We start from the raw sequence: 16,034 nt of genomic DNA, 5'->3' as shown, positions 1-16,034 counted from the left end.
CTTTCAAAAGGCTATTTCAGACTTGGCGTTCCGTCTCGGGGAATGCCGGATACTTGTCAAGCAGGGCGGCGACAATCTTGCCGAAACCAAGCCCAAGTGACGATTTTACCATCAGCGCGTCTCCCGGTTGCACCCATTGCAGGGCGAAATCGGTGAGTTCCGCCGTCGTCGGGAACCAGATGACGGTGACGCTGTCAGGCAGCGCGTCCCGCAAAGCGGCCATCGCCTCGCCTGCCAGCCACACATGTTCGATACCCGCCGCAAGCAATGGCCCGGCCAATTCCTCATGCAGTTGTGCCGAAAATTCGCCCATCTCCAGCATGTCGCCGAGAACGGCAACGCGACGGCCATGGCCCTGCGTCGGCGTTTCCGCCAGCACCGCGATTGACGCCCGCATGGAGGCAGGATTGGCGTTGTAGCTTTCATCGATCAGAAGGAAGGAGCCGCCGTTGATCTGCAGATGGTGGCGCTGGCCACGCCCCTTCACCGCCTCAAGCGATCCCAGCGCTTCGAAAGCACGGTCGAGATTGGCGCCCGTGATCGCCACTGCGCCAAGCACCGCCATCGCATTGTCCGCAATGTGCCGGCCCGGAATGTTGAGATGCAGCTCGCTGGTTTCGCCGTTCAGGATCGCCCAGATCGTCGAGCCAGTCGTCGTGCTCTCGAAATCCGCGAGGCGGAAATCCGCCTTGGCATGCTGACCGAAGGTCAGGATGTGTTCGATGCCCTGCTCCTGCGCGGCCTCTTCAAGCTGCTCGAACTGGGCATTGTCACGATTGAGGATGACGGAACCGCCCTGCTCCACGCCCTCGAAAATCTCCGCCTTGGCGGCGGCGATCTCTTCGATGTTGTTGAAGTTGCCGAGATGGGCAGGCGCGATGGTGGTGATGATCGCCACATGTGGGCGGACCATCTTCACCAAAGGCCGGATTTCGCCGGAATGGTTCATGCCGATTTCGAACACGCCGAATTCAGTATCGGCGGGCATGCGGGCAAGCGTCAGCGGCACACCCCAATGGTTGTTGAAGGAAGCCACCGCCGCATGCACCCGGCCCGATGGCGCGAGCGCCTGCCGCAGCATTTCCTTCGTCGTCGTCTTGCCGACCGAGCCCGTCACCGCGATGATGCGCGCCGATGTTCTTTGACGCGCCGCGATGGCAAGCTTGCCAAGGGCTGCAAGAACATCTTCGACCACGATCATCGGCACCGTCAGGCGGCCGAGCGCTGGCAGCTTGGCTTCAGCAACGACCAGAAGTCCTGCCCCGTTGGCAACCGCGAAACTCGTATAGTCGTGACCGTCGACACGATCACCCTTGATGGCGAAGAAAGCTTCACCCGGCTTCACCGTCCGGCTGTCGATGGAAATGCCGGTGATTCCTGTCGGCAGGTTGCCCACCGGGCGTCCTGCGGTGATGGCGATCATATCGGCGACTGTCCATAACCAGCTCAAATTTTCGATCCTTCCAGCGCTGCCAGTGCAGTGCGCACCTGTTCATGATCGGAAAAAGGCAGTGTCACGGAGCCAACGATCTGCCCTTCTTCATGCCCTTTGCCCGCGACGATCAGCGTATCGCCATGCGACAGCATCGATACCGCATGGCGGATCGCCTCGGACCTGTCGCCAATTTCCAGAGCGTCGGGCGCCGCCGCCATCACCTCGGAGCGGATCGTCGCCGCGTCTTCCGAGCGCGGATTGTCGTCCGTGACGATGACGATGTCGGAAAGACGGGTCGCGACCTCGCCCATGATCGGGCGTTTGCCCTTGTCGCGGTCGCCGCCGCAGCCGAAAACGGTGATGATGCGGCCGGAGGTGAAGGGCCGGACCGAGGTCAGCACGTTTTCCAGCGCATCGGGCTTGTGGGCGTAATCCACATAGGCAAGCGCGCCGTTTTTCGTTTGTCCCACTAATTCGAGACGGCCGGCAGCGCCGACAAGCTTTTCGAGCGCCTTGAGCGCCGTTGCGGCGGGAACACCCGTCGACATGGCAAGACCGGCGGCAACAAGCGCATTGGCCACCTGGAAATCACCCGCGAGCGGGATATCGACTTCGTGGATGACGCCGTCATGATGCACTTCGATCATCTGCTTGTGGCGGAAATGCTCAACGCGCTTCAAAGCGAGATATTGCCCGTTCCGTCCGACGGTGCGGACATCGAGACCCGCTTCGCGCGCCGCATGAACCGCCTTGTCCGACCAAGGATCGTCGGCGAAGATCACGGCGGGAGCGCCTTTTTCCATCAGCGTATCGAAAAGCCGCATCTTCGCGGCCATGTAATCCTCGACGGTCGGATGGTAATCCATATGGTCGCGGCCAAGATTGGTAAAGCCGGCGGCAGAAAGGCGCACGCCATCGAGGCGGCGCTGGTCGAGACCGTGGCTGGAAGCTTCCATCGCCGCGTGGGTGACGCCCTCGCTCGCAAGCTCGGCCAGAAGCGCATGCAGCGTCACCGGATCGGGCGTCGTCAGCGCGCCATAATCCTCCCGGCCGGGAGCGATGACACCGGTTGTGCCGATCTGGGCTGCGGCATGGCCGGCGAAAGCCCAGATCTGCCGCACGAAGGAGGCAACCGAGGTCTTTCCCGCGGTGCCAGTGACGGCGACCATGGTTTCCGGTTGTTTTCCGTAAAAGCGGGAGGCGGCAAGGGAGAGATAAAGGCGTGGGTCGGTCACGACCAGAACCGGCACTTCGGCTTCCACCGCGTGCCCGGAAACAACGGCAACGGCACCCTTGGCAACCGCATCCTTTACATAGGTCGCACCATCAGCCTTGGTGCCAGAAACCGCAACGAACAGGCTGCCCGGCGCAGCCTTGCGGCTGTCTGCGGTGATCCCCCCGATTTCGATCGCCCCGATCTCAGACAGGAGCAATTCTTTCAATTCCGGAAACGCATTTCCGGATATATCTCGCAAATTCATCGACTGTTTCCGTCTTGTCCCCCCGGCACGAATCGCCGGAACATCATAAGCTAACAATCAATAAGACACGAGCAAGGCCGAGCCATCCTTGCCGAACTTCGGCTTCACACCCAGCACCGCCGCCGTGCGGCTGATGATATCGTGCACCATGGGTGCTGCGGACGTGCCGGCGAGTGCCGCGCCATTGCCCTTGTCGGTCTTCGGTTCGTCGATGAAGGACAGCACCACATATTGCGGATCATCCATCGGGAAAGCCGACAGGAAGGCGTTGAAGTTCTTGTCGTGCACATAACGGCCGTTGACGACCTTATCGGCCGTGCCGGTCTTGCCGCCGACGTTGAAGCCATCGACGCGCGCATTTCGGCCTGAACCGTTGACGCCGTTCCATTCGAAGAGGAAGCGCATATCCTTGCTGGCGCCGGGTTTCAGCACCTGCTTTGCCACCTGATCCGCCTGTTCACGGGTGCGCGGCAGGAAGGTCGGCTCGATGAGTTTGCCGCCATTGACGAGTGCCGCACCGGCAACCGCCGTCTGCAGCGGTGTGGTTGAAACGCCATGGCCGAAGGAGATGGTGATGGAGTTGATCTTCTTCCACTCACGCGGCTGCGAAGGCAGCGCTACTTCAGGCAGTTCGGTCTGCATGCGGGTGAGAAGACCAAGCCGCGTCAGGAATTCCTTGTGCCCTTCGGTGCCAACGGTATCGGCAATCTTGGCCGTACCGATATTGGACGAAAACTGGAAGATTTCCGGCACCGAGAGCATGCGGCCCTTGCCGTGGAAGTCCTTGATGGTGAAGCCGCCGATGCGGATCGGGTAACGCGCGTCGAACATATCACCGAGGCGGACGCGGCCCGAATCAAGACCCATGGCAATGGTGAAGGATTTGAAGGTGGAGCCCATTTCGAACGTGCCGTTCGACATGCGGTTGAGCCAGCCTTCTTTCGCGCCTTCGGCCGGGTTGTTCGGATCATAATCCGGCACCGAGGCCATGGCCAGCACTTCGCCGGTATGCACATCCAGAACCACGGCACCGGCGCCGATCGCCTGGAACTTGGTGATGGCCGAAGTCACGACTTCGCGCACGATGGACTGCACGCGCAGGTCGATGGAAAGCTTCACAGGCTCGAGCGGCTGATCGCTCGTCATGCCGAGCGCCGTGAGATCGGCAAGACCCTGGCTGTCGACGTAACGCTCCATGCCGGCAACACCGCGGTTGTCGATATTAACGTGACCGACGACATGCGCTGCGGTCGGCCCGCCGGGATAGAAGCGGCGTTTTTCCGGACGGAAGCCGATGCCGGGAATGCCGAGCGCGAGAATCTGGCTCTGCTGCTTTGGCGTCAACTGGCGGCGCAGCCACTGGAACCGCGAATTGGAGGAGAGCTTCTGATAGGTCGTGCGCTGGTCGAGATCCGGCAGGACGGTGCGCAGCTTTTCGATGGCCTCGTCAATATCGACGATACGATGGGGCTCGGCAAACAGCGAGACGGTGCGGATATCGGTGGCCAGCACCTCGCCGTTACGGTCGAGAAGATCAGGGCGCGACGCCATCAGCCTGTCGGCCGGCGCGATGCTCGACACCGTCTCCTGCTCTGCCATGCCATATTGCACCAGACGGCCGCCGACGACGGCGTAAAAGGCGACAAAACCAAAAATGAGAAGGCCGACGCGGCTTTTCGCCTGCGCCGCGCGCTTCTTGCGCGCGCCTTCAAACGCCGCATGATCGGTGTGGATGCCGGTCGTGCTGGCGGAAAAGTGAGCCTTGCTCTTCAAAACCATGGCGCGGGAGAGAAAAGACATCAGCGGTTCACCGATCCTGTTATCGTGTCGTCCATGTCGGTTTCATCACCGGCGGTGGCGGAGGCAACGGGCACGGGTGCCGGTGCCGGGCGAGAAACACGGGCACGCGGCGTAGGCACCGGCACGCCGTTGACGGCAATCTGGCCTGCCGGCGGTGATTTTGGCTTGGAAGCGCCACCCAGCGTCGCGCCGGGTTTGGAGCCATTGACGGCAGCGGCGATGACATCCTCGACGCTCATGCCTTCAGGCTCGGGAGGCTGCGGCAATTGCGAACGCAGCATCGGCAGCTCGCGCGGCTGCGCCAGTTGCGTCGGCAGTGTCGGCGAAAGACCGAGTTCCGTTTGATAGGCATTGACGAGACGGTGCAGACGGTTCGGCTGCGTCAGCAGCGCCCAGTCAGCGCGCAGGAGATCGATCGTATCTTTCTCAAGCTTGATTTCCGCCTCCAGCTTGCGGACCTCCTCAAGCTTGAGATCGGCCTTGTGCTTGATCGAATAGGTCACGACCGCCGCAGCGACCATGACCCCCATCAAGATGACATCGAAAGTGCGCAGCATATCAGCCTCCCATCTTTTCAAGGCTGGCGAGATCGGGAAGCTCGAATATCGAGAAATCCGCAGCGCGCGCCGGTGCCGTGGTGCGCAGGCCCGCGCGGAGCTTGGCCGAACGGGCCCGCGGATTAAGCTCCGCCTCCTCGTCGCTGGCAGCAATCATCGGCTTGCCGATATTCTCGAAAATGGAGGGCTTGTCCTCCACCATCGGCAGATGCCGGGAACCGGCTGCCTTGCCCGAACGGTCGGAGAAGAATTTCTTGACGATACGGTCTTCCAGCGAATGGAAGGTGACGACGACCAGCCGACCGCCGGGCTTCAGAACCTGCTCGGCGGCAAACAATGCCTGCGCCAGCTCACCCAGCTCATCATTGACGAAAACACGCAGCGCCTGGAACACCCGCGTTGCCGGATGAATCTTGTCCTTGGCTTTCCGTGGCGTGACGATCTCGATCAGGCCCGCCAGATCGCGGGTGGTGCGGAAAGGCTCTTCCGCCCTCCTCTTCTCGATAGCGCGGGCAATGCGACCCGGCTGCTTTTCTTCGCCGAGAAAACCGAAGATGCGGATGAGATCGCCAACCTTGGCGCGGTTGACGACATCGGCCGCCGAAACGCCGGAAGCGGACATGCGCATGTCGAGGGGGCCGTTTTTCTGGAAGGAAAAACCGCGCTCGGCCTCGTCGATCTGCATGGAGGATACGCCGATATCGAGAACGACGCCATCAAGGCCGCCCTCGGGCGCATGTTTCGCGAGATCGGAAAATTGCGATTGGATGAGCGAAAGCCGGCCGCCATTGGCTGCGACCATTGCCTGACCGCCGGAGATCGCCGTTGGATCGCGGTCTAGTGCGATGACATTTGCGCCGCGATCGAGAATGGCCTGGGTATAGCCGCCGGCGCCGAAAGTGCCATCCAGAATAATTTTGCCGGGGGCGGGTTCAAGCGCGCTGATGACTTCACGAATCAGCACGGGGATATGGCGCTGAGGTCCGCCATCGGCATCAGAAGATCGTCCGCCAGAATTCGCCGCCATTGACTGTCCCCGTCCTAGGCGGGGCGAGCAGCCGAAAAACCGCGCCCCGCTCTTGCTTCCGCCTGCGCCGCCAAAAACGCATCCGGTTGCCAAAGCTGAAAATGATCCGCTCGTCCGACGAAGGTGACCTCGGTAGTGATGCCGGTGAATTCCCGCACAAAATCCGTCACCATCAATCGACCTTCCTGGTCGAGCTTCATGAAAACACCGCCGCCGTGAACCAGCAGCGACATTGCGTTCGCTTCCGGCGAGAAGGCATCCATGGACGCAATCTGCCGCTCGTAGCGCTCCAGCAGATCCGGACCGCCGACACTGATTGCCGGAAACGCAAAATCCTGGAGACAATAAAGCTCCTGAACGCCGCGCTTGGCCAGCACCGAACGAAACGGAGACGGAACCGAAACGCGCCCCTTGGCGTCGATCCTGTTCGTCACGTTCGATAAAAAGCGGTCCATTACTCAACTCGCCAAAACCGCATGCCGCAAAGCGATTCATCCGCCCCGCAGCCGACACCGGTACGCACGACACATCGCCAAGCGCCAGGGCGACGTGCCCTGCAGCAGCCCCTTGCAGGCTCCTCACTCGTTTCAGCGATTGCGGGTCAAAAACACGACCCAATGTGGTGTGCATTTGGGATACCATGGGACACTATGGGCGTCAATGGGATGAAGCCGGCACGATACCGCCTTCGCATCGGAAATTCATAAGCCGTTAAGTTTAACGAATGGTTTACTTTGCGCGCAGCAACCCGCCTTCACGACGCAAAAATGCATCATGGAAAAATATATTTTCTTTTATGAAACAACAGGATGTCTTCATCCCGCCAAAATTTCCACCCTCGAAGCCGAAGAGGAAATTCGCCAGTTGGCCTGTAAGCCGGGTTCTGTATGGCCCCGGTTTGACCCGGAACGTGGCAGCCATTCATCTGGGACGGCATTTGCATGCCGCCTCGCGCAACCCACCCGGATGACGGGCCCGGAAACCGGCTGTGAACGGGCTTTCGCCCGCCCCGTGTCATCCCTATTCGGTCTTGCTCCCGGTGGGGTTTACCTTGCCGCCGCTGTTACCAGAAGCGCGGTGGGCTCTTACCCCACCCTTTCACCCTTACCATGCGATGCATGGCGGTTTGCTCTCTGTGGCACTTTCCCTGGGGTCGCCCCCGCCGGACGTTATCCGGCACCGTATTTCCGTGGAGCCCGGACTTTCCTCACCTTACCGTCTTTCGACATTGGTAAAGCGCGGCTGCCCGGCCAACTGGCATGGGCTGCATAACCATGTTCCGCAGCGAAAGCCACCGAAAAGCGACGGCCAAGATTAAAGAAATGCGGGTTTGAAATCCGTCGAGAAAGCACCGTCGGCGATTTCTCCGTCTCGTAGCAGCAACGCGCCAAGCCGTCCGATCTCATCGGAGCTCTTGGCCGCCATGCCGTTACCACCGGTCAGAACGGCGATGCGCGGCGAGGCTGTGAAACCGATGGCGGGATAACCGCTGCCGGTTTTGGAGACGACACAGGCGGCCATCGAGACACGCGAGAGATCGATGGCAGGCACCAGCGTTCCGACGATGTCAGCGAGATGATCCCGCACGCTTTCACGTCCGCCGGAACGGAACCATTCCCGGATTTCCGGATCACTGCCGAGCCGCTTGTCATCGGGATCGCCGCCAATCTTCAGGTAGAATTTGCCATCGGGATAGCGGACCGGCGGCAGAAGATAGATATGTTTTGTCGTATCGCGCGGCTCGTAGATCAGCGACGGCATGCCGGCATATTGATCCAGATCACCCCCATCTATCTCAAAGAAAGCAACGGTGCGTGCATAGACATCCAGCGCTACCGGCTGGGGCAACAGATCTTTGGTAATCGAGAAGCCGCCAGCCGCCACCAACACCCGGTCTGCGGTGTAAACCGCACCTGATGCCGTATGAACCGATGCCCGGCCACTTTCTTCCCGGGTGGAAACAACGATATCGTCGATCAGCGTAACACCCGCCTTTTCCGCCAGTATGGCCTGTGCTTTCACCAGCGCGCGGGGATTGACGTAACCGGCATTATCCCTCTCGAAGACGCCTTCGCAGCTCTGTTCAAAGGAGAAATAGGGAAAGCGGCTTTTCAGGCTCTGGTCATCCAGGAGTTCCGTGGAAACCCCGAGCCGAGCAGCCGCCTTCAGAACATCATCGACAAAGGGATTGGCGCCGCCCCGCTCAGGCCCAACCATCAGGCAGCCGACCGGCGCGTAAAACTCGACACCGCTGCGTGTGGCAATATCGCCATAACGTGCAATGGAACGGTTGGCGAGCAACGCCCAGTCGGCATCGCCATCGATGGTGCGGGTAATCCGCGCCTCGTCATAATGGCTGGCGAAGACGCCTTGATGCGATTTTATATCTGCAGGCTCACCGGGACCGATCAGCGCGACGCCATCCACTGTTTCGGCCAGATGGCGGGCGGCGGCGGCGCCCATCATGCCGCGGCCCACGACGATATATTTGAAATGTCCCGACATGCCGCCCCTCTTTACCCGCTCACTTCCGTCGAAACCTTTTAGCCGCTTCGCCCGAAAATGTCAGACGAAAACCGGGGCCATTTCGGCGGCGAACTCATCCTCTGCCAGCTGACCGTTCAAAAGCAGCACGGCTCCCAGCCGTCCGATTTCGTCCGAAGATTTGGCGGAAACGAAATTGCCGCCGGTCAGAACCGCGATGTTGGAAGATTGCGTATAGCCGATGTAGGGATAGCCGCTGCGGGTGATGGAGGCGACACAGGAGCCGGAGGTCACGGGGCAGCCGGCAAGCTCCGGCATCAGTGATAGCGCCCGCTTCTTCAAAAACTCCACCTCCTCAGGCGTGCCGTCCGAATGGAACCAGCCAACCGCGTCAGCCAGCGTTTCCAGCCTGCCCTTCTCGCTCTCGCCGCCGATCTTCAGATAGACCTTGCCGTCGGGATAACGCACCGGCGGCAGGATGTAGACGATGTCGTCCTCGGTCTCCGCGAGGACGATGGTGGATGGCATCGCTCCAAACAGGGCCTGCCTTGCCTCGTCCAGCTCGAAAAACACGATGGTTCGGCCCGTTGCCGCCATATCGACCGGCGATGGAAGAAGTTCTGCCATGTTGGTAAAACCGCCGGCGGCTACGATGACCTTTTCGGCGGTGTGGATGGCCCCTTCGCGGGTCGAAACCTCAACGCCACGGGAGGTATCGCGAATATGCGTCACCGTCTCGCGCAGCAACCGTGCGCCCTGCGCTTCCGCAATGGCGCACTGCGCTTTCACCAGGGCCCGTGGATTGACGTGACCGGCATTCCGCGCCTCGAAATAACCGCCTTGATCGGCTGGCAGGGAGAACATCGGAAACCGGTCGGCAAGCACATCATGGCCCAGCGTCTCTATGCCAAGGCCTAGACGGTCGGCCGAGGAAAGGGCGCGCGAGACATAATCACCGGCAAGACCCTTGCCGTTGCCGGTGAACAGGCAGCCCGCTTCGGTGAAAAAGCGGATGCCGCTCTTAGCCTCGATCTCGGCATAACGGTGGATGGAACGTTGCGCCAGTTCCGCCCAGACGGGATCGCCGTCAAACCCGCGAGTGATGCGCGCCTCGTCGTAATGGCTTGAGAACACGCCCTTATGGGTCTTGGGATCGGCGGGTTCACCCGGGCCGATCAGCGCCACGCCATCCGTTTGCACTGAGAGATGCCGCGCCGCAGCCGCTCCCATCATCCCGGCCCCGACGACGATATATTTGAAATCAGGCATGTCATGCTCCGTATCAGCTTTGCTTCTGACTACAGCATGACGGGTGGGAGCGGAATCGCTTTTCGCAATTTCTCAGACGATGGAGGCCTCAGCCGGCCAGCAGCGCCTGCACCTTGCCGCAATAACGCTTGGAGACCGGGTTCATGCGGGTAGCGCCATGGCCGGCATTGTACCGCAGGATCGTGCTGCAAACCTGACCGCCGCCCAGCTGATGCGCCGTCGCCAGATATTGCATGCCCCAGCGAATGTTGGTCTCGGGATCGTACAGCGCCTTGGTCGTGCCGCGATAACCCATCATCCGCGCCGTCGCCGGCTTGATCTGCATCAGCCCGACTTCGCCGGCGCTGCCACGAGCCTTGGGGTTGAACTTGCTTTCAACCGAAACCACGGCATGCGCCAGATTGGTGGGAACGCCGTAACGCTTGGCATATTTGACGATCAGATCGGAATAATCGTTCCTGAGCGAAGAAGGCAGGCTCTTTTCTGGCATGGGATAACCGGGCTTGCGGAAGAAATTCTCCAGCGTCACGGTTTTGGTCTTCACGTCTTCATCTTTGGCAAAAGCAATCCCCGCCTGCGAAGCGAGTACAGCAATACCCACTACGACAGCAACAACAACCCTGTTCATATGTAGAAAAAGTCTCCAGATCGGAGGACCGGAACAATGAATCGGCACAATTAGTCAACGCCCGGAAAGTCGATCGCGACTCTCCGCTGTCCGGTCTCCTTGATTGATATTGACGGCAGGTTCCCCTGAAGAACGTCACCGCATACAGTGCTGTTCTTAAACTTCCTCAATGCGGATTAACTGTGGCAACGCAAAAAAAGCGATTTGCGGAGCGCGGCAAACCGGGATTTGTTTTCCAGAATCTGCGTTCAGGCGACCGAAAATTTCGGCAGGCTGGCAATCAGCCGGTGCAGGGTGTCAATGGTGGAAAAATCCGCAATGCCATCCACCAGTGCGGGCCGGAAATGCCTCTGGAACGCCGCCACGGCGCCCTCGGTTTTTTCACAATAATTGCCCGTTATTTCAACGCCGTAACCATAGATGGACAGCATCGACTGCAGCGCTTCGACGGGCTGGCCATGGTCGCCGCGCTGGAAAAAACGCCCGCCGCGGATTGGCGCGGGTTCAACCCAATGGCCGACACCGTGCTGCGACAGGATGTCCCACGGGAATTTTTCGCCCGGATCGACCTTGCGGATCGGCGCCACGTCCGAGTGGGCAAGCACCCTTTCAGGGGCGATATGCCACCGCTGGCCGCAATCGCGACATAATTCGATGACGGCTTCCACCTGCTCCATGGGGAATTCCGGCAGCCCGCCGGGATGACCCTGATTGGCGATTTCGATGCCTATGGATCGGGAGTTGATATCCTCGTCCCCGGCCCAGGAGCTTTTTCCCGCGTGCCATGCACGTCGGGTTTCCGGCACAAGCTGGACGGTGCGCCCGTCTTCGAAAACAAAGTAGTGGCTCGATACCTGGCTTTCGGGATTGCAGAGCCACGACAGAGCGCCATCGGCTGTCGTCATGCCGGTATAATGAAGAAGAATGATATCGGGACCGGGCACGCCGATCCTCTCGCCGTGATTAGGCGAAGGCGCAACAGTTGCGCCCCCGAAATCCGGGGTAAAATCCGGCAGACATTCACTCATGCGACGCGGCGTTCTTTCTCGATGGCCGCATAGGCGGCGTTGAGAGCCGCCATACGCTCATTCGCAGCCGCATGCAATTCCATGGGAACGCCACGGGCGATGAGCTTGTCGGGATGATGCTCCGCCACCAGCGAACGGTAACGCTTGCGGATATCCAGGAAGTCGTCGGACGGCGAAACACCGAGCACGCGGTAGGGATCGCGCCCATCCATATGCACATGCCGCGCCATGATCGTTTCGAAATGATCTTCGGTGATATGGAAGATTTCCGCGATACGGCCGAGGAAGGCAAGCTCACGCTCGTGGATCAGGCCATCCGCCTTGGCGATATGAAACAGGCCGTCGATGACGCTTTCCAGCATCTCGCAATTATCGTGACCGGAACCGCAAAGACCGGCAAGCCGCTCCGCATAGGCTTCGTAACCCGCAACGTCCTGACGTGCGAGGTTATAAAGACGGGCAACGTTTTTGGCTTCTTCTTCCGGAAAATCGAAAATCTGCCTGAAGGCCCGCACCTCGGCATCGTTGACGATGCCGTCGGCCTTCGCCATCTTGGCGGAAAGCGCGATGATGGCTACGGAAAAAGAGACCTTGCGGCGCGTTTCCGGATCACCTTCGAACAGGGTGCGGATGGCTTCCACCACGCGACCAAGCGCGTTGCCTGCCGCGTCGCCGATTGCGCCGAGCAGCCGTTCCCACAGGGATGAAATTTGCAAACAGGCGAAATCGAACATCATGACCGCAAGCATGACGGGATATTGCCGCGAATGCAATATCCACAGCGGGTAAGCGGCATTAACTTTTATTCATCTTTGCGACAGTTTTGCTTCAGGAACAAGATAGCGGGGTGAACGGAACTCCGGGTTTTCCACAGGGCACTGGGCCCGTGTCCGCAATGGGCCTATTGAAACGATTATATTTGCCCGGTCAGGTCAAGCCGCTGAAAAAGCGCGAGAAATCGGCGTTTTTCTTGATAAATTCACTTTACACCTACACGCGGCTGTCGCATCCATTTGCCAGACATGTCCAGACATGTGTTTGAGTATACGCAAAAGGAGAGCCATGATGGCCAAACAGAAAGTCGCAATGCTGACCGCGGGTGGCCTTGCGCCCTGTCTCTCTTCGGCCGTGGGCGGCCTGATCGAACGATACAGCGATATAGCGCCTGAGATCGACATCATCGCTTATCGCTCCGGTTATCAGGGCGTGCTTCTGGGTGATCGCATCGAAATCAGCAAAGACATGCGGGAAAAGGCGCATCTGCTGCATCGTTACGGCGGCTCGCCGATCGGCAACAGCCGCGTCAAGCTTACCAACGCCGCCGATTGCGCCAAGCGCGGCCTCGTCAAGGAAGGCGATAATCCGCTTCGTGTCGCTGCCGAGCGGCTGGCGGCTGACGGCGTCACCATTCTTCATACCATCGGCGGTGACGACACCAATACGACCGCAGCGGACCTCGCCGCCTATCTCGGCGCCAACGGCTACGACCTCACCGTCGTCGGTCTGCCGAAGACGGTGGACAATGACGTGGTTCCGATCAAGCAGTCGCTTGGCGCCTGGACGGCCGCCGAAGTCGGCGCGTCCTTCTTCGACAATGTCAGCAACGAGCAGAGCGCAGCCCCCAAAACCTTCGTTATCCACGAAGTCATGGGCCGCCATTGCGGCTGGCTGACGGCGGCCACCGCCCGTGCCTATATCCAGAAGACCAACGGCAACGAATATGTCGAAGGCCTGATGATGAACACGCAGATGAAGAACATCGACGGCATCTACCTGCCGGAAATGGCCTTCGACATCGAAGCGGAAGCCGAGCGCCTGAAGGAAATCATGGACAGACACGGCTACGTCACGCTGTTCGTCTCCGAAGGTGCCGGTCTCGATTCCATCGTCGCTGAACGCGAGGCTTCCGGCGAAGCGGTAAAGCGCGATGCCTTCGGCCATGTGAAGATCGACACGATCAATGTCGGCGGCTGGTTCCAGAAGCAGTTTGCCAGCCTCATCGGCGCGGAACGCTCCATGGTGCAGAAATCGGGCTATTTCGCCCGCTCTGCCCCCGCCAATGGTGACGATCTGCGCCTCATCCAGGGCATGGTCGATCTCGCCGTGGAAAGCGCACTCAACAAGGTCTCCGGTGTAACCGGCCACGACGAAGACCAGAATGGCAAATTGCGGACCATCGAATTTCCGCGTATCAAGGGCGGAAAGCATTTCGACCTCTCTGCCAAATGGTTTACCGAAGTGATGGAACATGTCGGTCAGCCGTTCACAGCGGCCTGATTTTACGGTAGGCTAAAATAAGACGGCGACAGGGAGGGCAAGGAGGAAGAGAATGTCTGGACAGGCCTGGCTGATTTTTTGCGCAGCATGTGCCGTGGTGTTCGCACTCCCCTCTCCCCTTGTATTTTCTGTCGCCTCTTATGCCGCCATCCGCGGCAAAAAGACGCTTTTGGCTTCCGTCAGCGGCGGCGCTCTCGGTATCGTAACCGCCATGACGATTTCAGCCATTCCTGTGGCCGGCTTTGCCTATATGCCGCAGTCTTTCGTGGAAATCGTGCAATGGGCCGGGCTCGGTTGGCTGATGCTGTTTTTCCTGTGGACTTTCGCCACCCCCGCCGCCCAGGCGGCCAATGCCGATAATGACAATCTGGCTGGCAAGTCCGGGAGCGGAACGTTCCGCGATTGTTACGCAACCGCCGCCCTGAGACCGCGCTATTTCACCTTCTTCCTGGCGCTGTTGCCGCAATTCATCTCCACCACCGGCAATGCGGTAGAGACGTTTGCCGTGGCGCAGGCCGCAGTCCTGCTTCTGGCTCTGGCCATTCTCATCGTGCAGGGGCTGTTTCCCGAATCGACTCTGGCACTGGTGCGGCGCATGTCTGGCGACAAGAAAATCCGCCAGAAGTACCGCACGCACTTCATTTCCGGCCGCGCGGTCAGCGCCGGATACAGACGCATCGCGGCCTGAAACACTGCAAGTCGCCTCCCGGCTTGCCGCTTTCCTTACAATAGGTTAATGAAGCTCGACGGGACACTGCCTGCTTCGCTCGACGCGGGGGTATCGAAAGACAGGCATAACGAAGGCGGCAACATGCGAAATTCGGGCAAATTCCGCGGAAGAAGGACACTTCTTCTGTCTTCCACCGTGGGTCTGGCACTGGCATTGAGCGCATGCACCAGCGTCGAATATACCGCGAAGGACGGGCCGAACGGCCCTAAAATCGCAACGATAAACCCCGCGACCACTGCTGCGTCGACATCTGCGCAGCCGGCAGCGACCGAGGCCGCAGCAGCAACCCCGACAGCTGCATCGGTTCAGACCGCCGAAACCGCGGCCTCTTCTCAGGCAGCAGCACTTCCCACAGCCGTCGCCGTCAAGGGCGGACGCGTGGCGCTGCCGCCGGCTTCCGAAATAGCTGCCGCCGCTGCGATCACTGCCCAGATGCAGCCGCAGCAGACCGAGGTCGCCCAAGCCGCCGTGGCGGCATCTGCACCCACCGCGGCCGCAGCACTCGCACCGGCAAGCGCCGCTCCCGCGGCGGCAGCCATCGAAACGGCGGCTGCGGCGGCCAAACCTGCCTCCCATAATGCCGCGGCCGATCTGCCGCAGGTGGTTGCCGTCAAGGGCAGCTTCCCGCCGGCACCGCCGCCGCCCGGCTCACCCTCCATCGGCACCGAACTGACGGCCGAACGCAAAGTCATTCCGCTGCCCAAGCCGGACAGCACCGTTCTCGCCTATGCCGCCGGGCCGACCAACGCCGCCCTTGCCGCCATCCGGCAGAATGAAGCGATGACTGCGCCGCTTAATACGCCACCTGCCGGACGCGAAAAACTGAGCGGGCTGATTTCCAAATACGCCAGCATGTATGATGTACCGGAAGATCTGGTTCATCGCGTGGTGCAGCGCGAAAGCCGGTATAATCCCGGCGCCTATAACAGCGGTAACTTCGGCCTGATGCAGATCAGGCACGCTACGGCACGCTCTATGGGCTTCGATGGCCCCGCCTCGGGCCTGTTCGACGCCGAAACCAATCTCAAATACGCCGTAAAATATTTACGCGGCGCATGGGTGGTAGCGGGCAACGACCGCGACAACGCCGTCAGGCTTTACGCGCGCGGTTATTATTACGATGCAAAACGCAAGGGCATGCTGCACGTTCTGCGCAAGTGATCGCCTTTGGCGTCGCTCTGAGCGCGGTGCAGCCGTTTGCCTTCCTTGAGCGTCGAGCATTTTCCATTCGCCATCCCTGGTTTTGTCCCAAGGATTTGAAAACCTCGCAAATATCAGGACGTGCAGATCCTCGGGACGAGCCCGAGGCGACGTATCC

Annotated in this window: 14 protein-coding genes and 1 other RNA gene; 3 read left to right on the top strand and 12 right to left on the bottom strand. The window is 60.1% G+C overall.

Features of this window, described 5'->3' with window-relative positions:
• Window positions 1–16 precede the first annotated feature (16 nt).
• The 12 genes from BLU28_RS05885 to BLU28_RS05830 all read right to left on the bottom strand — a co-directional run bounded on the left by BLU28_RS05885 (window position 17) and on the right by BLU28_RS05830 (window position 12,446).
• Entirely contained in the window at window positions 17–1,450 is a 1,434-nt protein-coding gene (locus tag BLU28_RS05885; protein ID WP_004442800.1) for a UDP-N-acetylmuramoylalanyl-D-glutamyl-2,6-diaminopimelate--D-alanyl-D-alanine ligase, read from the bottom strand.
• A complete protein-coding gene (locus tag BLU28_RS05880) occupies window positions 1,447–2,916 on the bottom strand; it encodes a UDP-N-acetylmuramoyl-L-alanyl-D-glutamate--2,6-diaminopimelate ligase (RefSeq protein WP_004442802.1) in 1,470 nt (489 codons plus the stop codon). The genes BLU28_RS05885 and BLU28_RS05880 overlap by 4 nt, the downstream gene beginning before the upstream one ends.
• A 57-nt stretch (window positions 2,917–2,973) precedes the next feature.
• The gene (locus BLU28_RS05875) at window positions 2,974–4,716 is read right to left on the bottom strand and encodes a peptidoglycan D,D-transpeptidase FtsI family protein (protein WP_004442804.1); all 1,743 of its coding nucleotides are present in this window, start codon (window positions 4,714–4,716) and stop codon (window positions 2,974–2,976) included.
• A complete protein-coding gene (gene ftsL / locus BLU28_RS05870) occupies window positions 4,716–5,273 on the bottom strand; it encodes a cell division protein FtsL (RefSeq protein WP_004442805.1) in 558 nt (185 codons plus the stop codon). Before ftsL ends, BLU28_RS05875 begins: the two co-directional genes overlap by 1 nt.
• 1 nt (window position 5,274) lies before the next feature.
• Window positions 5,275–6,300 carry a 16S rRNA (cytosine(1402)-N(4))-methyltransferase RsmH gene (gene rsmH, locus BLU28_RS05865; protein WP_035209668.1) on the bottom strand — a complete coding sequence of 342 codons (1,026 nt, stop codon included), beginning with the start codon at window positions 6,298–6,300 and terminating at the stop codon, window positions 5,275–5,277.
• A 14-nt stretch (window positions 6,301–6,314) separates the two neighbouring features.
• On the bottom strand, window positions 6,315–6,755 hold the full coding sequence (gene mraZ / locus BLU28_RS05860) for a division/cell wall cluster transcriptional repressor MraZ (protein ID WP_035209666.1): 441 nt from the start codon (window positions 6,753–6,755) through the stop codon (window positions 6,315–6,317).
• 401 nt (window positions 6,756–7,156) lie between these two features.
• Window positions 7,157–7,558: RNase P RNA component class A (gene rnpB, locus BLU28_RS05855), an RNA gene on the bottom strand.
• A 56-nt stretch (window positions 7,559–7,614) separates the two neighbouring features.
• Window positions 7,615–8,805: an NAD(P)/FAD-dependent oxidoreductase gene (locus tag BLU28_RS05850; protein WP_077987439.1), complete on the bottom strand. Its 1,191-nt coding sequence runs from the start codon at window positions 8,803–8,805 to the stop codon at window positions 7,615–7,617.
• A gap of 60 nt (window positions 8,806–8,865) precedes the next feature.
• A complete protein-coding gene (locus BLU28_RS05845; RefSeq protein ID WP_077987438.1) occupies window positions 8,866–10,053 on the bottom strand; it encodes an FAD-dependent oxidoreductase in 1,188 nt (395 codons plus the stop codon).
• An 88-nt stretch (window positions 10,054–10,141) separates the two neighbouring features.
• Window positions 10,142–10,681 carry a lytic transglycosylase domain-containing protein gene (locus tag BLU28_RS05840; RefSeq protein WP_004442810.1) on the bottom strand — a complete coding sequence of 180 codons (540 nt, stop codon included), beginning with the start codon at window positions 10,679–10,681 and terminating at the stop codon, window positions 10,142–10,144.
• A 248-nt stretch (window positions 10,682–10,929) separates the two neighbouring features.
• On the bottom strand, window positions 10,930–11,709 hold the full coding sequence (locus tag BLU28_RS05835) for an N-acetylmuramoyl-L-alanine amidase (RefSeq protein ID WP_077987437.1): 780 nt from the start codon (window positions 11,707–11,709) through the stop codon (window positions 10,930–10,932).
• The gene (locus BLU28_RS05830) at window positions 11,706–12,446 is read right to left on the bottom strand and encodes a J domain-containing protein (RefSeq protein ID WP_034498855.1); all 741 of its coding nucleotides are present in this window, start codon (window positions 12,444–12,446) and stop codon (window positions 11,706–11,708) included. The genes BLU28_RS05835 and BLU28_RS05830 overlap by 4 nt, the downstream gene beginning before the upstream one ends.
• A 328-nt stretch (window positions 12,447–12,774) precedes the next feature.
• On the opposite strand from BLU28_RS05830, the gene BLU28_RS05825 reads away from it, so the two are divergent.
• The 3 genes from BLU28_RS05825 to BLU28_RS05815 all read left to right on the top strand — a co-directional run bounded on the left by BLU28_RS05825 (window position 12,775) and on the right by BLU28_RS05815 (window position 15,877).
• Entirely contained in the window at window positions 12,775–13,986 is a 1,212-nt protein-coding gene (locus BLU28_RS05825) for a pyrophosphate--fructose-6-phosphate 1-phosphotransferase (RefSeq protein ID WP_004442813.1), read from the top strand.
• A 52-nt stretch (window positions 13,987–14,038) separates the two neighbouring features.
• Window positions 14,039–14,674: a LysE family translocator gene (locus BLU28_RS05820; RefSeq protein ID WP_022556608.1), complete on the top strand. Its 636-nt coding sequence runs from the start codon at window positions 14,039–14,041 to the stop codon at window positions 14,672–14,674.
• Window positions 14,675–14,797: 123 nt separating this feature from the next.
• The gene (locus BLU28_RS05815; RefSeq protein ID WP_077987494.1) at window positions 14,798–15,877 is read left to right on the top strand and encodes a lytic transglycosylase domain-containing protein; all 1,080 of its coding nucleotides are present in this window, start codon (window positions 14,798–14,800) and stop codon (window positions 15,875–15,877) included.
• Window positions 15,878–16,034: the final 157 nt, after the last annotated feature.

The organism is Agrobacterium pusense (assembly GCF_900102105.1).
Lineage (GTDB): Bacteria > Pseudomonadota > Alphaproteobacteria > Rhizobiales > Rhizobiaceae > Agrobacterium > Agrobacterium pusense.
Note: the sequence above shows the minus strand (reverse complement) of the source record. Positions and strands in the feature narration are given on the sequence as shown.